This is a genomic window from Caulobacter segnis, assembly GCF_031454995.1.
GTDB classification, from domain to species: domain Bacteria; phylum Pseudomonadota; class Alphaproteobacteria; order Caulobacterales; family Caulobacteraceae; genus Caulobacter; species Caulobacter segnis_E.
This window is the reverse complement of sequence record NZ_JAVDRV010000007.1, coordinates 135,568-155,575: the sequence shown is the minus strand read 5'-3', so window position 1 is coordinate 155,575 and position 20,008 is coordinate 135,568. Positions and strand designations below refer to the sequence as shown.

The 20,008-nt window shown below is 68.7% G+C and carries 26 protein-coding genes and 1 other RNA gene; 11 read left to right on the top strand and 16 right to left on the bottom strand.

The window, feature by feature from the left end; genetic code table 11:
- Positions 1–51 precede the first annotated feature (51 nt).
- Both ruvA and ruvC read right to left on the bottom strand, forming a co-directional pair.
- Positions 52–672, bottom strand: coding sequence for a Holliday junction branch migration protein RuvA (gene ruvA, locus J2728_RS19655; RefSeq protein ID WP_310001846.1), 621 nt, complete (start codon positions 670–672; stop codon positions 52–54).
- Entirely contained in the window at positions 669–1,190 is a 522-nt protein-coding gene (ruvC, locus tag J2728_RS19650; protein ID WP_310001845.1) for a crossover junction endodeoxyribonuclease RuvC, read from the bottom strand. Before ruvC ends, ruvA begins: the two co-directional genes overlap by 4 nt.
- A 156-nt stretch (positions 1,191–1,346) precedes the next feature.
- Between ruvC and J2728_RS19645 the strand changes: the two genes are divergently transcribed.
- Positions 1,347–1,628 (top strand): hypothetical protein, encoded by a 282-nt coding sequence (locus tag J2728_RS19645; protein ID WP_310001844.1) that lies wholly within the window; start codon positions 1,347–1,349, stop codon positions 1,626–1,628.
- 5 nt (positions 1,629–1,633) lie between these two features.
- Here J2728_RS19645 and J2728_RS19640 read toward each other — a convergent pair whose 3' ends face one another.
- The 9 genes from J2728_RS19640 to J2728_RS19605 all read right to left on the bottom strand — a co-directional run bounded on the left by J2728_RS19640 (position 1,634) and on the right by J2728_RS19605 (position 7,276).
- Positions 1,634–2,566: a nucleoside hydrolase gene (locus J2728_RS19640; protein ID WP_310001843.1), complete on the bottom strand. Its 933-nt coding sequence runs from the start codon at positions 2,564–2,566 to the stop codon at positions 1,634–1,636.
- A 48-nt stretch (positions 2,567–2,614) separates the two neighbouring features.
- Entirely contained in the window at positions 2,615–3,262 is a 648-nt protein-coding gene (locus J2728_RS19635) for an MgtC/SapB family protein (RefSeq protein WP_310001842.1), read from the bottom strand.
- Positions 3,263–3,501: 239 nt separating this feature from the next.
- On the bottom strand, positions 3,502–4,257 hold the full coding sequence (locus J2728_RS19630) for a YebC/PmpR family DNA-binding transcriptional regulator (protein ID WP_066686689.1): 756 nt from the start codon (positions 4,255–4,257) through the stop codon (positions 3,502–3,504).
- A gap of 97 nt (positions 4,258–4,354) precedes the next feature.
- Entirely contained in the window at positions 4,355–4,768 is a 414-nt protein-coding gene (locus tag J2728_RS19625) for an organic hydroperoxide resistance protein (RefSeq protein ID WP_310001841.1), read from the bottom strand.
- A gap of 96 nt (positions 4,769–4,864) precedes the next feature.
- A complete protein-coding gene (locus J2728_RS19620) occupies positions 4,865–5,698 on the bottom strand; it encodes a TIGR00282 family metallophosphoesterase (protein WP_310001839.1) in 834 nt (277 codons plus the stop codon).
- A 29-nt stretch (positions 5,699–5,727) separates the two neighbouring features.
- Positions 5,728–6,327 (bottom strand): 5-formyltetrahydrofolate cyclo-ligase, encoded by a 600-nt coding sequence (locus J2728_RS19615; protein WP_310001838.1) that lies wholly within the window; start codon positions 6,325–6,327, stop codon positions 5,728–5,730.
- Positions 6,328–6,352: 25 nt separating this feature from the next.
- A non-coding RNA gene (gene ssrS / locus J2728_RS22410) (6S RNA) lies at positions 6,353–6,515 on the bottom strand.
- A gap of 59 nt (positions 6,516–6,574) precedes the next feature.
- Complete coding sequence (locus J2728_RS19610) at positions 6,575–6,901, bottom strand: cell division protein ZapA (protein WP_310001837.1); 327 nt, start codon at positions 6,899–6,901, stop codon at positions 6,575–6,577.
- A gap of 3 nt (positions 6,902–6,904) precedes the next feature.
- A complete protein-coding gene (locus tag J2728_RS19605; RefSeq protein ID WP_013077852.1) occupies positions 6,905–7,276 on the bottom strand; it encodes a hypothetical protein in 372 nt (123 codons plus the stop codon).
- A gap of 302 nt (positions 7,277–7,578) precedes the next feature.
- Here J2728_RS19605 and gap point away from each other — a divergent pair, with 302 nt between their 5' ends.
- The 3 genes from gap to fba all read left to right on the top strand — a co-directional run bounded on the left by gap (position 7,579) and on the right by fba (position 11,148).
- Positions 7,579–8,586: a type I glyceraldehyde-3-phosphate dehydrogenase gene (gene gap, locus J2728_RS19600; RefSeq protein WP_310001835.1), complete on the top strand. Its 1,008-nt coding sequence runs from the start codon at positions 7,579–7,581 to the stop codon at positions 8,584–8,586.
- 70 nt (positions 8,587–8,656) lie between these two features.
- A complete protein-coding gene (locus tag J2728_RS19595; protein ID WP_310001834.1) occupies positions 8,657–9,847 on the top strand; it encodes a phosphoglycerate kinase in 1,191 nt (396 codons plus the stop codon).
- 209 nt (positions 9,848–10,056) lie between these two features.
- Complete coding sequence (gene fba / locus J2728_RS19590; RefSeq protein ID WP_310001833.1) at positions 10,057–11,148, top strand: class II fructose-bisphosphate aldolase; 1,092 nt, start codon at positions 10,057–10,059, stop codon at positions 11,146–11,148.
- Positions 11,149–11,211: 63 nt separating this feature from the next.
- On the opposite strand, the gene nrsF is transcribed toward fba, so the two are convergent.
- The gene (gene nrsF, locus J2728_RS19585) at positions 11,212–11,850 is read right to left on the bottom strand and encodes an anti-sigma-F factor NrsF (protein ID WP_310001832.1); all 639 of its coding nucleotides are present in this window, start codon (positions 11,848–11,850) and stop codon (positions 11,212–11,214) included.
- Positions 11,837–12,376, bottom strand: coding sequence for a sigma-70 family RNA polymerase sigma factor (locus J2728_RS19580; protein ID WP_310001830.1), 540 nt, complete (start codon positions 12,374–12,376; stop codon positions 11,837–11,839). The genes nrsF and J2728_RS19580 overlap by 14 nt, the downstream gene beginning before the upstream one ends.
- A gap of 187 nt (positions 12,377–12,563) precedes the next feature.
- Here J2728_RS19580 and J2728_RS19575 point away from each other — a divergent pair, with 187 nt between their 5' ends.
- The 4 genes from J2728_RS19575 (at position 12,564) to J2728_RS19560 (ending at position 14,994) form a co-directional block, all read left to right on the top strand.
- Positions 12,564–12,842, top strand: coding sequence for a BufA1 family periplasmic bufferin-type metallophore (locus J2728_RS19575; RefSeq protein WP_013077846.1), 279 nt, complete (start codon positions 12,564–12,566; stop codon positions 12,840–12,842).
- 120 nt (positions 12,843–12,962) lie between these two features.
- Positions 12,963–13,790 carry an MNIO family bufferin maturase gene (bufB, locus tag J2728_RS19570; protein WP_310001829.1) on the top strand — a complete coding sequence of 276 codons (828 nt, stop codon included), beginning with the start codon at positions 12,963–12,965 and terminating at the stop codon, positions 13,788–13,790.
- Positions 13,783–14,529 (top strand): DNA-binding domain-containing protein, encoded by a 747-nt coding sequence (locus tag J2728_RS19565; protein ID WP_310001828.1) that lies wholly within the window; start codon positions 13,783–13,785, stop codon positions 14,527–14,529. Before bufB ends, J2728_RS19565 begins: the two co-directional genes overlap by 8 nt.
- 12 nt (positions 14,530–14,541) lie before the next feature.
- Positions 14,542–14,994 (top strand): DoxX family protein, encoded by a 453-nt coding sequence (locus tag J2728_RS19560; protein ID WP_310001827.1) that lies wholly within the window; start codon positions 14,542–14,544, stop codon positions 14,992–14,994.
- A gap of 11 nt (positions 14,995–15,005) precedes the next feature.
- Here J2728_RS19560 and J2728_RS19555 read toward each other — a convergent pair whose 3' ends face one another.
- Positions 15,006–15,581 carry a tryptophan-rich sensory protein gene (locus J2728_RS19555; RefSeq protein ID WP_310001826.1) on the bottom strand — a complete coding sequence of 192 codons (576 nt, stop codon included), beginning with the start codon at positions 15,579–15,581 and terminating at the stop codon, positions 15,006–15,008.
- Between the two features lie 328 nt (positions 15,582–15,909).
- On the opposite strand from J2728_RS19555, the gene J2728_RS19550 reads away from it, so the two are divergent.
- Positions 15,910–17,712 carry a methyl-accepting chemotaxis protein gene (locus J2728_RS19550; RefSeq protein WP_310001825.1) on the top strand — a complete coding sequence of 601 codons (1,803 nt, stop codon included), beginning with the start codon at positions 15,910–15,912 and terminating at the stop codon, positions 17,710–17,712.
- Positions 17,713–17,752: 40 nt separating this feature from the next.
- The gene (locus J2728_RS19545; RefSeq protein ID WP_310001824.1) at positions 17,753–18,259 is read left to right on the top strand and encodes a GNAT family N-acetyltransferase; all 507 of its coding nucleotides are present in this window, start codon (positions 17,753–17,755) and stop codon (positions 18,257–18,259) included.
- Positions 18,260–18,265: 6 nt separating this feature from the next.
- Here the strand turns inward: J2728_RS19545 and bfr are convergent, their stop codons facing one another.
- Positions 18,266–18,745 carry a bacterioferritin gene (gene bfr, locus J2728_RS19540; RefSeq protein WP_310001823.1) on the bottom strand — a complete coding sequence of 160 codons (480 nt, stop codon included), beginning with the start codon at positions 18,743–18,745 and terminating at the stop codon, positions 18,266–18,268.
- 144 nt (positions 18,746–18,889) lie between these two features.
- Entirely contained in the window at positions 18,890–19,075 is a 186-nt protein-coding gene (locus tag J2728_RS19535; RefSeq protein ID WP_013077839.1) for a (2Fe-2S)-binding protein, read from the bottom strand.
- A 224-nt stretch (positions 19,076–19,299) separates the two neighbouring features.
- Here J2728_RS19535 and thiE point away from each other — a divergent pair, with 224 nt between their 5' ends.
- A complete protein-coding gene (gene thiE / locus J2728_RS19530) occupies positions 19,300–19,944 on the top strand; it encodes a thiamine phosphate synthase (protein ID WP_310001821.1) in 645 nt (214 codons plus the stop codon).
- The last annotated feature ends 64 nt before the right edge of the window (positions 19,945–20,008 follow it).

Sequence of the window (20,008 nt, the reverse complement as noted above, 5' to 3'; positions counted from 1 at the left end):
GCGCGATCCTCCCCCTTCCCCCTTGATGGGGGGAAGGGCTTTGTACAGCGCTCATCGGCCCAGCTCCTGCAGGCCGGCCTTGATCAGGGCCTGAACAGTCGCCTCCTCGCCGAGACGATCGGCGGCGGCCTCGACCACGCGGCGAGCGTTCACCTCGGCGACGCCAAGACCCATCAGGGCGGCGACGGCGTCGCCGGTCGGGGCGGGCTTGGCGGGCGCGGAAGAGGCGGCGCTGGCGGCGGGGGCCGTCATCAGCACCGGTCCGTCGGTGATCGGCTTGTCCTTCAGCTCGGTGACGATGCGCAGGGCGAGCTTCGGCCCCACGCCATTGGCGCGGCCGACGGCGGCCTTGTCCTCGCGCGCGACGGCGGAGGCCAGCTCGGCCGGCGACAGCACGTCCAGCACCGCCATGGCGGCCTTGGGGCCCACGCCCTGGATCGCCTGCAGCAGCACGAAGGCCTTGCGATCCTCGCGCGTGGCGAAACCGTAGAGCCGCAGGCCCGCGCTCTCGCTCCACTGGCTTTCGATGTGCAGCAGGGTCTCCTCGCCCAGGGCCGGCAGGCGCTGGAGGGTGCGGTGACCGCAGCGGACGACATAGCCGACGCCCATGACGTCGATCAGGGCCTCTTCCTCGCCGACCTCGGCGACTGCGCCCCTGAGACGACCGATCATGCGACCCTCCGGTGGGCGGCGCGCAGGTTGGCGTGGGTGATGGCGACGGCCAGGGCGTCGGCGCAGTCGGCCGTGGTCTTGCCGGCCGTCGGCAGCAGGCGCGCGATCATGAAGCCGATCTGAGCCTTGTCGGCCGCGCCGGTCCCGACCACCGCCTTCTTGACCAGGCGCGTGGAATACTCCGCGACCGGGAGTCCGGCGCGGGCCGGCGCGATCAGGGCCGCGGCGCGGGCGTGGCCCAGCTTCAGCGTCGACTGGGCGTTGGTGTTCAGGAACACCTCCTCGACTGCCGCCTCGTCGGGACGGTGCTGCTCGATCACCGCGCAGATGCCCTCGAACAGGTGCAGCAGACGCTGGGCGAAGTCGGCTTTTTCATCCGGCACGATCACCCCGTGGGCGACGTGGCTCATCCGCGCGCCGTCGATGGTCAGCACGCCCCAGCCGGTGCGGCGCAGCCCCGGATCGAGGCCGAGAATTCGGACAGGCGTGCGATTCGCGTTCATCATGTGTTCTCGCACTTTCCTCGCTTCCGCCCCGGAGGAAAAGCCCCCTCTTCCCTAACGAGTCGTAAACGCCGCGCGCTCTCGCGGGGAAGTCGCCGATGGAATTTGATCCAAACCCTGGCGGGCTCGAAGGGGCTCCCTATCTAGCGGGCAGTCGTTAGGGAGACGCCGATGGCCGGTACGTCGGACGAAGGAATCCTGGCCGAGTACATGGTCAGCTACTGGTCGATGAAGCACGAGAAGATCGACCGTCCCACCAAGCTGCTTGAGACCCTCTACATCGCCGAGCGGTACCGGGCGGGCGAGAACCTGCAAGAGGCGCGCTCGGCCTATGACCACGCGATCTGGAACGGCGTGCCCGTGTCGGAGATGGACCAGCGCCTGGCCGACCTCGACCAGTTCATGCGCGACCTCGTCCGCGAACGGGCCGCGCAGTGGGGCCAACCGCACTAGGCGCTTCAGGCCGCCTCGACCGCCTTCGCGCCGAACAGGCCGCCAACGATCAACCGGCGGACGCCTTCGACATCGAGGCCAACGCAAACCTCGGCATTGGGCGCGCCATCGATCCGTTCCACGCGTCCAAGGCGCGGCCCCTCGACGGCCACGCGCAAGCGCGCCGGCTCGAAGGTGAAGAACTCGGGCGCGATCAGGCTGGCGGCGGCCACGGCGTCATGCGGGCGACACCCCTCGCCGCCCCAGACGCTCTGGTGGAAGGCGATATAGCGCTCCGCGGCCTTGGTCAGGCGCGCCGACAGCGGCGAGCCGCAGCAGTCGGCGCCGCGCGCCAGGTCGGCGGCGGTGATCTCGACCATTCGGCTGACATCCAGCGGCACGAGGCGCGGCGTCGCGCCAGCCTCCAGGGTGCGCTGCAGGGCTTCAGGGTCGCTCCAGCTGTTGAAGTCGGCGCCGCCGGCGGCCTTGCCCTCGACGGCGAAGGCGCCGGCCGTGATCGTTGGACGCCAGCCTCGGAAAGCGGCTGGATCCTCCAGAAGGCTCTTGGCGAGGTTGGTCAGGGGGCCGAGGAACAGGCCGACCACCTTGCGGCGCGCGGCGAAGGCCAGGAAGTTGGTCGAGTGACCGCGATCGAGTTCGGGCAGCTTCCAGCGCTGGGAGAAGCCGGCCCCGTTCAGGCCGTCCACGCCGTGAGCGGGCCGCATCCGCTCGACCCGGCGCTTGGCCAGGCCCGAGCCGGCGCCGATATAGACCTCGGCCCCGCAGCCCGCCAGGCGCAGCACGCCCCGCGCGTTGGCGGCCGCCTGGTCGACATAGGTGTTGCCGAACACGGCCGAGACCGACACCACCTCGACCGCCTGGCGGGCGCGCGCCAGCAGGGCCAGCGCCAGCGCGTCGTCCACGCCGCAATCGGTGTCGATGTGAACCTTCAGGACCATCCGGCCACTCTAGCGGGGCCAGATCACCGCGAGAAGACGACGCGTCCGTCAGTCCTTGCGCGGCAGGATGTCGAACTCGACGACGCGGGGGTCCGACCTCAGCCGATCGGCCACCTCGCGCAACCGCAAGGCGCCCTTGCCCGAGAACGGCCCCGACAGCTCGAACACCGCGCCGCCCTCGCGCAGACGCTGGTTTAGCCTCTGGCCCTTCAGGTCGTATTCGGCCAGCAAGCGGCGCAGCGCCTCCTCCTCCAGAGGCGTCTCGCCCCGCGAGCGGACGATGATTTCGGTGTAGTTGGTCTGCGGCAAGCTGCGGTCCAGCCATCGCGCGGCGCTGAGCGTGACCACCGCCAGCACCGTGCCCAGCGTCGCCAGGTCATAGAGCCCGACGCCGAACAGCGTGCCGATCGCCGAAGTTATCCACAGGGACGCGGCCGTTGTCAGGCCATGCACCGAGAAGCCTTGTTGGAAGATCACCCCGCCGCACAGGAAGCCGACCCCGGTCAGCACGCCGTGGGCCATGCGAACGGGATCGATCCGCAGAATGTCCCCTGGCGTGTCGCTCATCCATCGCACCTGATGGACGGCCGCCAACATCAGCAAGGCCGAGGCCAGACTGACCAGCATGTGGGTGCGCAGACCCGCCGGCCGGGCGCGGTACTCGCGCTCGAACCCGATCACGCCGCCCGCGATCATGGCCCCGAGAATGGGTAGGAAGTCTGAGGGAGACAGCCAGGCCATGTCGGCTGTAACGGGTGAAAGGTGGTTCGTGATCCCTCTCCCCTCGCGGGAGAGGGTGGTCCGAAGGGCCGGGTGAGGGGTCGCTCAAATAGAAAACGCCGCGACGGCGGTCGAGCCGGTCGCGGCGTTCAAGATCTTCAACCCCTCATCCGTCGCCTTTGGCGACACCTTCTCCCGCAAGGGGAGAAGGGGGATCAGCCCAGCTTGGCCAGGTCTTCTTCGCTGATGTCTTCGTTCGAGTAGACGGCCTGGACGTCGTCGTCCTCGTCCAGCATGTCGAGCAGCTTCATCAGGGTCGCGACGCTGTCGCCGGTCACCGGGACCTGCATCTTGGGACGCCAGGCGATCTTGGTGTTCGCCGCCGCGCCGAACTTGGCTTCGAGGGCCGCGGCCACCTCGTTCAGGTCCTCGAAAGCGGTGTAGATCGTGTGGCCTTCGCCTTCCTCGTCCATGTCCGAGGTGACGTCATCGGCGCCGGCCTCGATGGCGGCTTCCATCATGTCGTCTTCCGACGCGGTCTTGGCCGGATAGCTGATCTGGCCGACGCGATCGAAGTTGAAGGTCACCGAGCCGGTGGCCCCCATGTTGCCGCCCATCTTGGTGAAGTAAGAGCGGACATTGGCGGCGGCGCGGTTCTTGTTGTCGGTCATCACCTCGACGATGATCCCGACCCCGCCAGCGGCCACGCCCTCGTAGCGGATTTCCGTGTAGTCGGCCGCGTCGCCCATCTGCGACTTCTTGATCGCGCGGTCGATGACGTCCTTGGGCAGGCTCTCGGCCTTGGCGTTGTTCACGGCCAGGCGCAGGCGCGGGTTCATGGCCGGATCGGGCAGGCCCGACTTGGCCGCGACGGTGATCTCCCGCGACAGCTTGGAGAACAGCTTGGACCGCGCGGCGTCGGCGCGACCCTTGCGGTGCATGATGTTCTTGAATTTCGAGTGGCCGGCCATTCGGAGGCTCTGCTTCTGATACGATTGGAGGCGGGGCTTTTAGCCCCTGAGGCGGGGTTTTGTCACCCCGCCCTCCGAAAAGCCGGCCCGAAAGAGGCTAGGCGACTTCCAGATCGACCCGCACGTTGCCGCGCGTGGCCTTCGAATAGGGGCAGACCTCGTGGGCGTCGCGCAGCAGCTTCTCGGCGGTTTCGCGGTCAAGCTCGGGGGCGTTCAGCTTGAGACGCACGCCAACGTGGAAGCTGGTCTCGTCCTTGATCAAATCAACCTCGGCGTCGAGGCTGTGCTCGCCCAGCTTGACGCCTTGGTTGCGCGCGACGAGGCCCAGCGCGCCCAGGAAGCAGGCGCTATAGCCGGCGGCGAACAGCTGCTCGGGATTGGTCCCGTTCCCGTCGCCGCCCATCGATTTGGGATAGGCCAGGCGCGCGTCCAGATGCCCGTCGTCGGACTTCACGGTTCCGTTGCGGCCGCCGACGGCGTGGGCGTGGGCGGTGTAGATGGCGTCGGTCATGGAAGTCTCCTTTGCGAGATCCGCATTTGAGGCGCGGATCATGACAACCGCGAGGACGGCCGTTGGATCCCCGAGAAAAGGGGAGTCCGCCGTCGATCAGACCTCGGGGATGGTCGGCTTCAGGCGTCCGCCCACCCGGATCGGCTCGACGCGCGTGGCCAGGCCCGTGCGGTCGTCGGTCTCGACGAACACGCCGCAGACCGTGGCCGGGCCGCTGGCGGGCTGGTAGCGGCCGCCGCTGATCTTGGTGGTGAAGCGCCGCAGGGGCTCTTCCTTCTGGTTGCCGATCACGCTGTCGTAGTCGGCGCAGGCGCCGGCGTCGGTCTGATAGGCGGTGCCGCCCGGCAGGACCTGGCAATCGGCGGTCGGCACGTGAGTGTGGGTGCCCACCACCAGCGAGGCGCGGCCGTCGCAATAGTGGCCCATCGCCATCTTCTCGGAGGTCGCCTCGCAGTGCATGTCGACCACCACCGCGTCGGCCACCTGGGCCAGCGGCGCCTTATCCAGCTCGCGATCGACGGCGGCGAACGGGTCGTCCATGGCGTCCATGTGCACCCGGCCCAGCAGGTTGACGACGAAGATCGTCTTGCCGGAGTCGGTCTGGAACAGATGGCTGCCGCGCCCCGGCGCGTCCGACAGGATCGGATAGTTGGCCGGCCGGATCAGGCGCGGCTCGCGCACGATGTAGGTCAGGGCCTCGCGCTGGTCCCAGCTGTGGTTGCCCAGGGTCAGGCAGTCGGCGCCCGCCTCGAACAGCTCGCGCGCGGTGTTCTCGGTGATGCCGAAACCCGCCGCCGCGTTCTCGGCGTTGATGATCACGAACTCGAGCCCGAGCCGGCGACGAAGGTCGGGCAGATGGTCGGCCAGGCCATCCCGGCCCGACTTGCCGACGACATCGCCGAAAAAGGCGAAACGCATCGAGAGTCCCAAGAAACAGTATGGATCGAGCCGCCAACGGCTCAGGGTTTGACGGCGATATACTCTTTTTCGGTGAGAATGGCGTCCAACCTTTGATCGTGCGGCTCGCGCGGCAAATTCTCCGTCTGCTGACCGCTGTAGCCGACGCCCAGCACGAAGGTCGGCTTGCGGCTCCGCAAGGCCTCCAGCGCCCGGTCGTAGTAGCCTCCGCCCTGCCCCAGTCTGACGCCGTCGCGCTGGAAGGCCAGAAGCGGCGTGATCACCAGATCGGGTTCCAGGACACGATTTTTGGCGCTGGGCGCGCGCAGGCCGATCTTGTCGTGGACGAGGGGATCGCCCGGCGTCCAGGCGCGGAACACCATCCGGTGGGCGTCGGCGTCGACAACGGCTGGAAGCGCCAAGGTCCAGCCGGCCTCGCGCAGATGGTCCGCCAGGATCAGCGGCGACAACTCCGAGCCCAGGCCATGATAGAGCGCGGCGACCTTCCCGGCCGGATCGGGGAACTGGGCGGCCAGCGGCTCGCGGGCGATCTCGGCGATCATCCAGTCGGCCTGCGGATGCTCGCGAGCCAGCTGCTTGCGCTGGTTGCGCAGGAAGACGCGCAGGGCCGTCTTGGCCGCGACGGGGTCGGCGATGGTCATGGACCGCTTATAGGGAAGAAAAGGTGGCGGCGCCGCGAAGAACCGTGAAGACGTTTCAATCCACTCGAACCTGTCAGTAACAGGTGGGCCCCGTGTTCCCGCGGCCACGGCCACGGGAGGGAACAGGTCCCGATAGAGAGATTAAGGTCCCTGGGAATAGAAATCTTCGACGAGAGCCACAGCAAGACCCGCCGTGGTCATAGATAGGGGTTCGGAGGCGGAAACGCCAGCGGCGCGATGACGCGTATCAGTCCGCCGCGAGCTTCTCGATCTTCTCGGCGGCGGCGTCGAGGGCGCGGATGGCGGCGATCTCGGCCTTGGTGCCTTCCTGCTGCATGCGGGCGATCTCGGCCTGGGCGTGGGCCAGGCGCAGCTTCATGTCCGACAGTTCGTCGGCCAGCAGCAGGGCGCCCATCAGGAAGAGCCGGGTCTCGCCCAGTTGCCCCACGTCCGAGCTGACCTGGCGGACCTGGCGGTCGAACAGGCGGGCCAGCTCGGTCAGGTGCGGCTCCTGGCCGTCCTCGCAGCCGACGATATAGGGCCGGCCGTTCACCTGGATCGTCACCTGGGCCATGCGTCAGGCCTCCTCGGAGTCTTCGAACAGGTCGTCATCGTCGTTCGGCGCGTGCAGGTCGTTGGCCGCGCCGTCCTCGCCCAGCGCCGCGCGGATCTCCGCGATCGCGCGGCCCAGGGCCACCGAGGCCTGCTCGCCGGCTTCCTCCAGCGCCTTCTCGCGTTCGCGGGCGGCTTCCAGGTCGGCGACCAGCTGGGCCTTCTCGTCTTCCTCGAACAGTCCAGGCGCGACGGCGCCGCCGCCCGCGGCGGTCGCGGCGGCGAGCGCGCGCTTGGTTTCGGCGGCCTTGGCCGCCAGGCGTTGCTCAAGCTGGCTCACCGCGCGCTCCAGACGGCGCACGGCGAGGTCGAGGGCCGTACCGTCGGCCGGGATCATCGGCGGATTTCCATCATGCAACGCAACATACAGATCGATGCCCTCTAAGCCAGTCGCGCGGGGCGACAATTGGGCGATGCAAAGCCCATAGCAGCATTCGCCGCCTTTTGTCCGCGCTCCATGCGGGTCAAAGCTTGTTTCGTTGGGGACGGGCCAAGCCCTAGGCGGGGTCCGATTTTGGCGCCGGACGCTCCAAAACGCGGCCTCCCGGACTTGACTTCGCGCCCCCAGGCCGCAAAACGCGCAGCGAAAATAGGGAACGCCGAACGATCCCGCTCGGCGGCCAAATCGGAGAATGACCCATGGCTGTTCGCGTCGCCATCAACGGCTTCGGCCGCATCGGACGTCTGGTCCTGCGCTCCATCGCCGAGCATGGCCGTCGCGACATCGAGGTCGTCGCCATCAACGACCTGGGTCCGGTCGAGACCAACGCCCACCTGCTGCGCTACGACAGCGTCCACGGCCGCTTCCCGGGCGTCGTCACCTCGGGCGAGGACTGGATCGACGTCGGCCAGGGCAAGATCAAGGTCACGGCCATCCGTAACCCCGAAGAGCTGCCGCACAAGGACCTGGGCGTCGACATCGCCTTCGAGTGCACCGGCATCTTCACCGCCAAGGACAAGGCCAGCGCCCACCTGAAGGCCGGCGCCAAGCGCGTGCTCGTGTCCGCTCCCGCCGACGGCGCCGACAAGACCATCGTCTACAAGGTCAACCACGAGACCCTGACGGCCGACGACATCGTCGTCTCGAACGGCTCGTGCACCACCAACGCCCTCGCCCCGGTCGCCAAGGTCCTGCACGACCTGTTCGGCATCGAGCGTGGCTACATGACCACGATCCACAGCTACACCGGCGACCAGCCGACGCTGGACACCATGCACAAGGACCTCTACCGCGCCCGCGCCGCGGCCCTGAGCATGATCCCGACCTCGACCGGCGCCGCCAAGGCCCTGGGCTTGGTCCTGCCGGAACTGAAGGGCAAGCTGGACGGCTCGTCGATCCGCGTCCCGACCCCGAACGTCTCGGTCATCGACCTGAAGGTCGTCGCCGCCCGCGAGACCAACATCGCCGAGATCAACGCCGCCCTGCAGGCCGCCGCCGACGGCGCCATGAAGGGCGTCCTGGCCACGACGACCGAGCCGCTGGTCTCGTCGGACCTGAACCACATCGCCGCCAGCTCGACCGCCGCCCTGCCCCAGACGCAAGTCATCGAGGGCAAGCTGGCCCGCGTGCTGTCGTGGTACGACAACGAGTGGGGCTTCGCGACGCGCATGAGCGACACCGCTCTCGAGATGGCGAAGTTCCTCTAAGGAACCGAGATACCCAGCCCCCGCTCCGCAAGGAGCGGGGGTTTTCCTTGCTCGACATTCAGGACGACCGATGACCTTCCGCACCCTCGACACCGCCGACCTCGCCGGCAAGCGCGCCTTGGTCCGCGTGGACTTCAACGTGCCCGTCGACGGCGGCAAGATCAGCGACGACACCCGCCTGCGCGCGGCCCTGCCGACCATCGCCTACCTGTCCAAGCAAGGCGCCAAGGTGGTGCTGCTGGCCCACTTCGACCGCCCCAAGGGCAAGGTCGTTCCGGAGATGAGCCTGGCCTTCGTCGCCGAGCCGCTTTCGAAGCTGCTGGAGCAGCCGGTCGCCTTCGCCAGCGATTGCGTCGGCCCCGCCGCCGCCCAGGTCGTCAACGGCCTCGAGAACGGCGGAGTCGCGCTGCTGGAGAACGTCCGCTTCCACGCCGGCGAAGAAAAGAACGATCCCGAGTTCGCCAAGGCCCTGGCCGCCAACGGCGACGTCTATGTCAACGACGCCTTCAGCGCCGCCCACCGCGCCCACGCCTCGACCGAAGGCCTGGCCCGTCTGCTGCCGGCCTATCCGGGCCTCTCCATGCAGCGCGAACTGGAAGCCCTGGACGCGGCCCTCGGCAAGCCCAAGAAGCCGGTCATCGGCATCGTCGGCGGCTCCAAGGTCTCGACCAAGCTCGACCTGCTTCGCAACCTGGTGACCAAGCTGGACTACCTGGCCATCGGCGGCGGCATGGCCAACACCTTCCTCTACGCGGCCAAGATCGATGTCGGCGCCTCGCTGTGCGAGACCGAAATGGCCGAGACCGCGCGTCAGATCATCGACCTGGCCGGAAGCGCCGGCTGCAAGATCCTGCTGCCGACCGACGTCGTGGTCGCCCAGGAGGTCAAGCCGGGCGTCGCCTCCAGCGTCCGCAACGTCTACGAAGTCCAGCCCGAGGATCGCATCCTCGACGCCGGCCCCGAGACCGTCGCCACGCTCAACGCCACGATCGACCGGTGCGAAACCCTGATCTGGAACGGCCCGTTGGGCGTTTTCGAGGTCCCGCCGTTCGACAAAGCGACCGTTTCGGCGGCGAAACATGTCTCTGAACGGGCTAAATCGGGTAAACTCGTGGCCGTGGCTGGCGGCGGTGATACGGTGGCGGCCCTGAACCACGCTGGCGTCGCGGCCGACATGACGTTCGTCTCGACCGCCGGCGGCGCGTTCCTGGAATGGATGGAGGGCAAGACCCTCCCGGGCGTCGCCGCGCTCGAGGCCTAAACACGAACTTCGCTGGCGCGGATCGTGCAGATCCGCGTTCAGCCTGTGCCAGACTGGATTATGGAGCGCGTTGGGCGAACGTGTGTGCGGTTTTTCACCGCCCCGGCGCGCTTTAGACTGAAGAGAGACCGGGCAGAGAACGCACAAGCGTCACGGCCCCAACAACAAGAAACGAACCCACCCACTTCACGCTTGCAGGAGAGAATTACGTGGCTCGCATTACGTTGCGACAGTTGCTGGACCATGCCGCCGAGCATGAGTACGCGCTTCCGGCCTTCAACATCAACAACATGGAACAAGGCCTGGCGATCATGGAGGCGGCCGACGCCGTCAACTCGCCGGTCATCATCCAGGCCTCGCGCGGGGCGCGCAACTACGCCAGCGACATCGTGCTGGCCCGCCTGATCGACGGTCTCGTCGAGCTCTATCCGAACATCCCGGTCTGCATGCACCAGGACCACGGCAACGGTCCGGCGACCTGCGCCACGGCGATCCAGTACGGCTTCACCTCGGTGATGATGGACGGCTCGCTGATGGAGGACGCCAAGACCCCGGCGACCTACGAGTACAACGTCGACGTCACCCGTCGCGTCGTCCAGATGGCCCACGCCTGCGGCGTCTCGGTCGAGGGCGAGCTGGGCGTGCTGGGCTCGCTGGAGACCGGCATGGGCGAGGCCGAGGACGGCCACGGCTTCGAAGGCAAGCTGTCCCATGACGAGCTGCTGACCGATCCGGACCAGGCGGTCGAATTCGTCCACGCCACCGGCGTCGACGCGCTCGCCATCGCCATGGGCACCAGCCACGGCGCCTACAAGTTCACGCGCAAGCCGGACGGCGACGTCCTGGCCATGAACGTGATCGAGGAGATCCACCAGCGCCTGCCCAACACGCACCTGGTCATGCACGGCTCCAGCTCGGTGCCGCAGGACCTGCAGGACGTCATCAACCAGTACGGCGGCGAGATGCCCCAGACCTGGGGCGTGCCGGTGGAAGAGATCCAGCGCGGCATCAAGCACGGCGTGCGCAAGATCAACGTCGACACCGACAACCGCCTGGCCATCACCGGCGCGATCCGCAAGGTGCTGATGGAGAAGCCGTCGGAATTCGATCCGCGCGCCTATCTGAAGCCGGCCAAGGAAGCCATGCGCAAGGTCTGCGAAGCCCGCTTCACCGAATTCGGCTCGGCCGGCTGGGCCGACAAGATCAAGCCGATGTCGACCGCCGCCATGGCCAAGCGCTACGCCTCGGGCGAGCTGCACGCCAAGTTCGGCGACCGCCAGACCAAGGCCGCCGCCGAGTAAGGCGAGGCTGATTGTCGAGACGAAGGGCCTTCCGGAGCGATCCGGGAGGCCTTTTTCTTGGGCCTACCAGCGCAGGACCCAGCGCCCGAGCACGGCGCCCAGCGCCGCCAGCAGCAGAACGCCCAGGCTGTACCACAGCGCCACGAAGGTGAAGGTGTTCTCGGCGCAGTGCAGGCCATAGACCGTCGCCGCGACCCCGCCCGCGAACAGGCCCGTGGCGAAGCCGGCGGCGACCGGCCGGGTCGGCGCCATGCCCCGCACGGCCAGCAGCCCCAGCGCCAGCATCGGCAGGCCCAGGACCAGGATGTTGCGGCTGCACGAATGCCAGGAATGGCCGCGCAGCATGTGAAGGGTGGCTTGGATGTCCGGGCTGACCATCGCCTGGATCAGGCCCGCGGCGGCGAACAGCGCCAGCACGGCCCCGCCCAGCAGCCAGCCGCGCCGCCCCGATCCCTCCGGCCGCGCCAGACGCTCGATCGCCAGATAGCCGGCCAGGCCCAGGACGGCGGTATAGGCCGCCTTCATCCAGAACATGCCGCCGCGCATGGCGGGCATCAGGTCATGGCGCGTGTGAAGCCATGTGAGCACCAGGACGAGCGCTACCAGCGCGCCAGCGACCGCGACCGCCGCGAGGCGACGCGGGGGCGTGCGGACCGGCGCGCCGTCGGCGGCCAAGGCGTCGATCAGATCATCCGTCCGCACGACGCATCCTTTCGGCCAGGGCCTTCAGCGCCCGGTGCAGCGCGACCTTGGCCGCGCCCTCGGAGATGCCGGCCCGCGCCCCGGCCTCGGCCAGGGAAAGGCCCGTCAGCTTGACGTCGGAGACGAGGATGCGCTGCCGCTCGGGCAGGCTGGCCAGCGCGCGGTCCAGCTCGATCCCGACGGAGGGCTCTGGCTCCTCGGCGGCCAGGAATTCGATGTGATCCTCGATGGGCAGGGTCTGGCGGATCTTCCGCCGGCGCCAGTGGTCGATCAGCTTGTAGCGCGCCACCGCGTGCGCCCAGGCGGTGAACGACTGGGAGGAGTCCCAGGTCGACCGCTTCAGATGCACCGCCAGCAACGTCTCCTGCACCAGATCCTCCACATCGCCGGGCGCGCCGGTCATCCGACGCGCGAAATAGGCCCGAAGCCGGGTCCCAAGCAGGGCCAAGCAGGCGCGATAGGCCGGGGCATCGCCCTCCAGCCCGCGCAGCATCAGCGCCTTCAAACGGGTCTCGGTCTCCGTCACGCCCACCCCTATTCGCGCGCGAGTCGCCAATGGTTACACACCCTGCCGCGCGGCCGGAACCTGCCCCGGAAGATCGGTCGAAAATTTGTTCGCCGACCGGTGTAACCTTGAATGGTTCCGCTTCGTACTTGCCCATGACCGAGCGGCGACGAGGCCGCCTCGGCGAGAAACGCCAAGGAGAACTTCCATGAACCGCACCGCTTCCGCCGCCCTGGCCGCCATCTTCGCCCTCAGCGCCGGCGTCTCGATGGCCGCCGCCGACGAACACATGGGCAAGGGCGACACCGAAAAGTGCTACGGCGTGGCCAAGGCCGGCCAGAACGACTGCAAGGCGGGCGCTGGCACCTCGTGCGCCGGCACCTCGAAGGTCGACTACCAGGGCGACGCCTGGAAGATGGTCAAGAAGGGCACCTGCGCCACCATCAAGACCCCCAAGGGCATGGGCTCGCTGACGCCGAAGGCCTAGGCCTCCGCCAACCCGCCGCCGGCGTTCGCGGCCTCCGCGCTTCATCCCCCCACATCGCGCGGACCTCCAGCGACCTCGTCGGCGGCGGGCCCCCTTTTCCCCTAAGCGCTCGTCTCCCCCATGATCACCGCCGGCCTTGGCCTGAAACCCGAGCACTATGCCGACGCCCTCGCGGCGGAGGCTGACGGCCTGTGGTTCGAGGTCCATCCAGAGAACTACATGTCGGCCGGCGGTCCGAGGCTGTCGGCGCTGGAGGCGATCCGCCAGCGTCGGCCGCTCTCGCTGCACGGCGTGGGCCTGTCGCTGGCCGCCGACGCCGACCCGGACCGCGAGCACCTGGCCGCCCTCAGGCGCCTGGCCGATCGCTTCGAGCCGTTCGTCGTCTCCGAGCACCTGGCGTGGTCGACCCATCGCGGGACGCACCAGCCCGACCTCCTGCCCTTCCCCCGCACCCAGGCGGCGTTGGCCCGCATCGCCGACAATATCGACCAGATGCAGGAGGCCCTCGCCCGCCGCGTCCTGATCGAGAACCCGTCGCTGTACCTACCGCTGAAGGGCCACGACCTCGACGAGGTCGACTTCCTCAAAGGCCTGGTCGCCCGCACCGGCTGCGGTCTGCTGGTCGACGTCAACAACGTCTTCGTCAGCGCCAGCAACCTCGGCTACGGCGCCGAGGCCTATCTGGACGCTCTTCCCGCAGAGGCGATCGGCGAGATCCACCTGGCGGGCCACGGCCCCGACGCCGGCGGTTCGGGCCTGCTGATCGACACCCATGGCGCGCCAGTGGCCGAGCCCGTCTGGGCCCTCTACCGCCGCCTGATCCGCCGCGTCGGTGCGCGCCCGACACTCATCGAGCGCGACGACGACATTCCCGCCTTCGCGACGCTGATGGCCGAGCGCGACCGCGCCGCCGCCGAGCTCTCCGCCCTGGAGATGGCGGATGCCTGAGCTGCTCGACTTCCAGGACGCCTTCGTCGCCGCGATCGGCGGCCAGCGCGCGGCTCTGTCGCCCTGGCTAGACGAAGGCGAGCACCCCGGCCTCGCCGTCTATCGCAACACCATCGCCAAGGGCTGCGTCGACGCCCTGGCCGCCAATTTCCCCACCGTCCAGTCGATGGTCGGCGAGGACTGGTTCCGCGCCGCCGCGGCCCTGTTCGCCCGCGAGGCGCCGCCGACCAGCGCCGCCCTGCTCGACTATGGCGCGGGCTTCCCGGCCTGGCTGGAGCGCTTTCCGCCCGCCGCCGAGCTGCCCTATCTCGCCGGGATCGCCCACCTGGATCGCCTATGGACGGAGGCCCTGTTCGCCGCCGAGGCCCCAATGCTGGACGCCGAAGCTCTGTCGCGCCTTTCACCCGACGCGCTGGCCGAGACGCCCCTCGTCCTCCATCCCAGCGTCCGCTTCGCCGCCTTCGACGCGGGCCTGCCCAGCCTGTGGCGCGCGGCCCGCGACGGCGCCGAGGACCTTGAACTCTCCGAGACGCCCGAGACCCTGCTGCTGGTCCGCCAAGGCCAGGTGGTGGCGAGCCGCGTGGTCGGCGCCGCCGAGACCGCGTTCCTGCGCGCCTGCCGCGAGGGCCTCACCGCCGCCGAGGCCGCGCGGTCCGCGGCGACCGCCGATCCCGACACACCGTTCGCTCCGCTCTTCGCCGCCCTGATCGCCGACGGCGTCTTCGCCGGCTCACCCTAGAGGACCATCCCGATGACCGACTTTTCGACGGCGCTTCGCGCGCCGATGACCCTGCTCGCCCGTATGGCTGAAAAGCTGCTGCCCGAGGATCTGCTTCTGCTGGTCGCGCGCCTGGGGATCGCGTCCGTCTTCTTCCTGTCGGGCCGGACCAAGGTCGACGGGATCCTGCACATCACCGACGGGACCTACGCCCTGTTCGAGAGCGAGTATCACGTGCCGCTACTGCCGCCCGAGGTGGCCGCCCACGCGGCGACCTATTCGGAGCACCTTTTCTCGATCCTGCTGGTGCTGGGCCTGTTCACCCGCGTCTCGGCCATGGCCCTCCTGGGCATGACGGCGGTCATCGAGATCTTCGTCTATCCGGACGCCTGGCCCACCCACCTGTCGTGGGCGGGCCTGCTGCTCCTCATTCTCGCGCGCGGCGGCGGAAAGCTCAGCCTGGACCGATTGCTGAAGATTCCCTGACCCGAGAGGCCTTAGTGGATCGTCGGCGCGCGCGGCACGGGCTTGCGCCACAGCTGCGAGCTGAGCGCGTTGGCGAGACCGACCCAGCCGAGGTCCGGCGCCGTGCCGCCGCCGACCTTGCGCGCCTCGATGGCGTAGGCCGCCGAGGCCGCCAGCGAGGCCGTCGCGGCGCTGAGCTGGCCGCCCAGGCGCTTGGCGCCCAGCCCCAGCCACAGGGCGTTGAAGCCCTGCACCAGGCTCCAGATCGTCAGGGCGCGCGTGCGGGCCGGGCTGGACGGCGCGTTCCAGGTGCGCAGGCCCGACAGCGTCATGGCGATGAACAGCGGCGGCAGCAGCAAGCTGGTCAGGGGCTTGGGCTGGTGGGCGACCGGCTCGTGCATTTCCGCGAACTCGACGGCGTACATCTCGTCGTCCAGCACCTTCTCGTGCCGGCGTCCCATGACGAGCGCCCCCACGATGGCGACGCTGGCCAAGGCCGCCCCGACCGCGATCTGCCCCACCGGATGGAAGTCCTTCCGCTGCTCCAGCTCGAACGCCTCGCGGCCGGCCAAAGCGCGCTCGCGCGACTTTCCGTGGGCGATGTGCATGGCGGAACTCCCTGTTAAAACTCGCAAGGTCAAACAGCCCGGCTCAAGCCTTGGTTCCAGGGCGGCCGGGCTCGCTTCATCATGGCGCGATCCTCGCGCGACGCCACCCGAAAATGCCTCAGAGCACCCCGGCGGCGGGATGCGCGAAAACGGGATCCGTCCCTGCGTCGATTTGCCGCGGCGCCGGCCCGGGCCTTGCAAAAACCTTGCGCGCGAAGGGCCTAGGGGCGCGCAAAGCGGCCCGATATGGGTAGGCGACCTGCGTGATTAAGACGCAGTTCACGCCTGTTGTGGCGTTTCTAGCCTCCTGTTTGGGGGAGTGGGCGCTATGCGTCTTAAGTTGTCCGGGGCCATGAGCCTGTTCGGCGCGACCTTGGCCGTCGGCCTTGTGTTGCTCACCGCGGGCTCGTGGAACGCGATCGCCAACCAACGGGTCGGCGGGCCGCTCTACCGCGAAATCGTCGCGGGCAAGGACCTGACGGCCGATATCCTGCCGCCGCCGATGTACGTCATCGAGGCCTATCTCGACGCCCAGACCGCCTATTTCACCCGCACGCCGGACTCCGCGCGATGGGCCGCCGGCGAGCTCAAGCGGCTGCGCGGCGAGTACGAGGCCCGCATCGCCTACTGGCGGACGACCGACGTCGATCCCGAGGTGAAGCAGATTCTCCTGGTGGACTCCGACGCGCGCGCCAAGCAGATGCTGGCCGCCGCCGACCGGCTCGTCGCCGCCGTCGAGACCGGGGATCAGACGACGGCCGACGCCGCCTATGCCGAACTGAAAACCGCCTATACCGCCCACCGCGCCCTGGTCGACAAGGCCACGCCCGTCATCGCCGCCAACAACGCCGCCGTCGAGGCCTTGGCCCATCGCAAGCAAGTCTGGGATCTGGGCCTGATGGCCGGCCTGACCCTGCTGCTGGGGGGGCTGATCCTAGGCGGCGTCTGGGCCATGCGCCGCGCGGTCGTGCGTCCCGTCGAGGCCATCACCGCCTACATGGCCAAGCTGGCCCAGGGCGACTACGAAAACGAAGTCCCCTTCGCCAAGCGGACCGATGAGCTGGGCGAGATGGCGAAGGCCATCGCCGTGTTCCGCGAAGCCACGCTCGAGCGCCGGGCGCTACGCGACCGCGAGGACCAGGCGCGCATGGACGCCGAGCACAGCCGGGCGGCGGCCGAAGCCGAGCGCCGCGCCGCCGAGGAGGCCCGCCGCGAAGCCATGGACGGCCTGGCCCAAGGTCTCGCCGGGCTGGCCGGCGGCCATATTGGCGTGCGCCTCGATAAGACCTTCCACGCCGACTACGAACGCCTGCGCCACGACTTCAACGCCACCGCCGAGACCCTGAACGCCACGCTCGGCGACATCGGGACCTCGTCGCGCGGCGTCCATGTCGGCGCCGCCGAGATCGCCCAGGCCGCCGACGACCTGTCGCGCCGGACCGAGCAGCAGGCCGCCAGCCTGGAAGAGACCGCCGCCGCCCTCAACGAGATCACCGGCGCCGTGCGCCAGGCCGCCGACAGCGCCGGCCGCGCCAACGGCATGGTCGACGCGGCCCGCGAGGAGGCCCGCGCCACCGAGGTGTCGGTGCGCGAGGCCGTCATCGCCGTGCGCGAGATCGAAACCGCCTCGTCCCAGATCGGGCGGATCATCGGGGTGATCGACGAAATCGCCTTCCAGACCAACCTGCTGGCTCTGAACGCCGGGGTCGAGGCCGCCCGGGCGGGCGAAAGCGGCAAGGGCTTCGCGGTCGTCGCCCAGGAAGTGCGGGCCCTGGCTCAGCGCTCGGCCGACGCCGCCAAGGAGATCAAGGGGCTGATCGGCGCGGCCACCGACAAGGTCGAGGTCGGCGTCACCCTGGTCGACCGCACCGGCTCGGCCCTGGGCAGCATCATCCAGCGCGTCACCGACATCTCCGAGCTGGTGGCCGAGATCGCCATGGCCGCGAAGGAGCAGGCGCTGAGCCTTGGCCAAGTCAACAGCGCCGTGAACCAGATGGACCAGATGACCCAGCAGAACGCGGCCATGGTCGAACAGACCACCGCCGCCGCCCACTCGTTGAAGGGCGAAGCCTCGCGCCTGGGCGAGTTGGTCGAGAAGTTCGACGATCAGGAGCGGCGACAGGCCGCCTGACGCCTTCGCCGAGACGAAGGCGTGGACTAGAAAAGTGGGCATGACGCTCGCCATCCGTCCCGCCCTGAAACGCGAAATCGACGCGATCCGCGATCTTGAGCGCGCGTCCTCGCGCCGTTTCCTGGGCGTGATGGACGCCCTGGCCGTCGATGATCCCACGCCCGCCGACGTGCTCGCGCGGCGCCTGGGCGCGGACGGCCTGCTGGCGGCGACGATCGACGGGGAGCTGGCGGCCTTCGTGATGTTCCGTCCGCTCGAGGACAGCCACTACATCGAACAGATCGACGTGAATCCCCGCTTCCAGGGGCGACGGATCGGCGCGGCCCTGATCGACGCCGTGGCCGAGCGGGCGGCCGCCGCGGGGCTGGCGCGCCTGACGCTGTCGACGTTCCGCGACATCCCCTGGAACGCCCCGTACTACCGGCGGCTAGGATTTCTCGACATCCCCGACGCCGCGCTCTCGGACGCCCTGCGCGCGGTTCGACGGGAGCATGTGGCGCGCGGCCTCGACGAGGGCGCGCGCCTGTTCATGCAGCGACCGATCTAGCGAACCTTACGACGGCAGCTCGCCCATGGCCGACTGCAGGTAGTTGGCCTCGCCCAGCGACTTCACCAGCGACAGCTGGGTCTCCAGGAAATCGATGTGCTCCTCGGTGTCGCTGAGGATCTCGCGCAGCAGCTCGCGGCTGACATAGTCGCGCGCCTGCTCGCACTGGACGATGCCGGGGATGAGCGTCTCGCGCCCGCCCAGCTCGACCTGCAGGTCGCTGTTCAGGCACTCGGGAACCGTCTCGCCGATCTTCAGCTTGTGCAGGTCCTGAAGGTTGGGAAGACCTTCCAGGAACAGGATGCGGTTGATCAGCATGTCGGCGTGCTTCATCTCGCCGATCGACTCGTCATAGGTGATCTTGCCGAGGCGCTTGAAGCCCCAGTTGTCGTACATCCGCGCGTGCAGGAAGTACTGGTTGACCGCCGTCAGCTCGTTGGTGAGCACCGCGTTGAGCAAACGGATGATGCCGGGATCGCCCTGCATGGCGGCCTCCTTTAGATTCACTGTTGGCCGGAACCTGGGGCAAGCCGAAGCGGGCTTCAACACGAATATGTGCGAGTGTTTCGCGCTCTCACGGAAATTCGTGCGAGTGCTTCGCGATCTCTGATTTTACAAGGCTTTTGGCCGTTACTCGGCGGCGTAGGCCAAGGCTTCGCGGTTTTCCTGGATCATCTGGCGCATCTCGCAGACGCACTTGGCGCACTGGGCCTGGCAGCCGTGATGACGGAAGATCTCCACCGGGCGCTGGGCGCCGGCGTCGATGGCGGCGCGCACCTGGCGCTCGCGGATGCCGTTACAGTTGCAGACGTACAAGGAAGAACGCCCTACCGAATGAGTGTCATTCTCATCTAGCTTACCGAGGAGGGTTTTGCAACTGACTCTCATTGCGATGGGGGAGCACGCTCAAATCCTCGCCCTAGCGGGGGAGGTGATCGCGCGGCGACCGGAGGGGGAAGTCGATGAAATACGCCCCTCTCCGTCGCCCCTTCGGGTCGACACCTCTCCCACAGGGAGAGGATTTGGCCTAAACCCACCCCATGACGCTCGACTGCCGCCTCTACCTGATCACCCCACCCGCCCTGCCCGACCTGGCCGGCTTCGGCCGCACGCTGGCCCAGGCCCTGGAAGGCGGCGACGTCGCCGCCCTGCAGATCCGCCTGAAGGACGCGCCGGACGACGCGGTCGCCGCCGCGGTCGACGTCCTGGCGCCGATCGCCCAGGCGCGCGACGTGGCCGTGATCCTGAACGACCGCCCCGACCTCGCCGCGCGCCTCGCCGTCGACGGCGTCCACATCGGCCAGTCGGACATGCCCTACAAGGAAGCCCGCAAGCTGATGGGTCAGCGGATGGTTGGGGTGACCTGCCACGACAGCCGCCACCTGGCGATGGAAGCCTCCGAGGCCGGCGCGGACTATGTCGCCTTCGGCGCCTTCTTCCCGACCACGACCAAGGACGCCCCGACCACCGCCGATCCCGAAATCCTGACCATCTGGCAGGAGACGATGGAGACCCCGTGCGTCGCGATCGGCGGGATCACCGCCGCCAACGCCGCGGGCCTCGCCGCGGCGGGCGCGGATTTCCTGGCGGTCTCCGCCGGGGTCTGGGCCGATCCGCGAGGTCCCGCCGCCGCCGTGGCCGCGCTCAACGCCGCGATCGCAGAGGGCCTGGCGCTGCGTAAGTAAAACGAGGTCCCCGCCCCGCCTTGTGACGCGCCGCACACAGGCATAGCCTCCCCTCCAGCGAACA

Coding starts and splice junctions, on each gene's coding strand:
- J2728_RS19605 (WP_013077852.1), bottom strand. CDS start 7,276: ATGATCCCGGCCGACGGTACGGCCCTCGACCTCGCCGTGCGCCGTCTG.
- J2728_RS19550 (WP_310001825.1), top strand. CDS start 15,910: ATGCGTCTTAAGTTGTCCGGGGCCATGAGCCTGTTCGGCGCGACCTTG.
- J2728_RS19645 (WP_310001844.1), top strand. CDS start 1,347: ATGGCCGGTACGTCGGACGAAGGAATCCTGGCCGAGTACATGGTCAGC.
- J2728_RS19635 (WP_310001842.1), bottom strand. CDS start 3,262: ATGATCGCGGGCGGCGTGATCGGGTTCGAGCGCGAGTACCGCGCCCGG.
- J2728_RS19615 (WP_310001838.1), bottom strand. CDS start 6,327: ATGACCATCGCCGACCCCGTCGCGGCCAAGACGGCCCTGCGCGTCTTC.
- J2728_RS19555 (WP_310001826.1), bottom strand. CDS start 15,581: ATGCACATCGCCCACGGAAAGTCGCGCGAGCGCGCTTTGGCCGGCCGC.
- J2728_RS19630 (WP_066686689.1), bottom strand. CDS start 4,257: ATGGCCGGCCACTCGAAATTCAAGAACATCATGCACCGCAAGGGTCGC.
- J2728_RS19640 (WP_310001843.1), bottom strand. CDS start 2,566: ATGGTCCTGAAGGTTCACATCGACACCGATTGCGGCGTGGACGACGCG.
- thiE (WP_310001821.1), top strand. CDS start 19,300: ATGACGCTCGACTGCCGCCTCTACCTGATCACCCCACCCGCCCTGCCC.
- J2728_RS19625 (WP_310001841.1), bottom strand. CDS start 4,768: ATGACCGACGCCATCTACACCGCCCACGCCCACGCCGTCGGCGGCCGC.
- J2728_RS19595 (WP_310001834.1), top strand. CDS start 8,657: ATGACCTTCCGCACCCTCGACACCGCCGACCTCGCCGGCAAGCGCGCC.
- J2728_RS19565 (WP_310001828.1), top strand. CDS start 13,783: ATGCCTGAGCTGCTCGACTTCCAGGACGCCTTCGTCGCCGCGATCGGC.
- J2728_RS19610 (WP_310001837.1), bottom strand. CDS start 6,901: ATGGCCCAGGTGACGATCCAGGTGAACGGCCGGCCCTATATCGTCGGC.
- J2728_RS19560 (WP_310001827.1), top strand. CDS start 14,542: ATGACCGACTTTTCGACGGCGCTTCGCGCGCCGATGACCCTGCTCGCC.
- J2728_RS19575 (WP_013077846.1), top strand. CDS start 12,564: ATGAACCGCACCGCTTCCGCCGCCCTGGCCGCCATCTTCGCCCTCAGC.
- J2728_RS19545 (WP_310001824.1), top strand. CDS start 17,753: ATGACGCTCGCCATCCGTCCCGCCCTGAAACGCGAAATCGACGCGATC.
- bfr (WP_310001823.1), bottom strand. CDS start 18,745: ATGCAGGGCGATCCCGGCATCATCCGTTTGCTCAACGCGGTGCTCACC.
- bufB (WP_310001829.1), top strand. CDS start 12,963: ATGATCACCGCCGGCCTTGGCCTGAAACCCGAGCACTATGCCGACGCC.
- ruvA (WP_310001846.1), bottom strand. CDS start 672: ATGATCGGTCGTCTCAGGGGCGCAGTCGCCGAGGTCGGCGAGGAAGAG.
- gap (WP_310001835.1), top strand. CDS start 7,579: ATGGCTGTTCGCGTCGCCATCAACGGCTTCGGCCGCATCGGACGTCTG.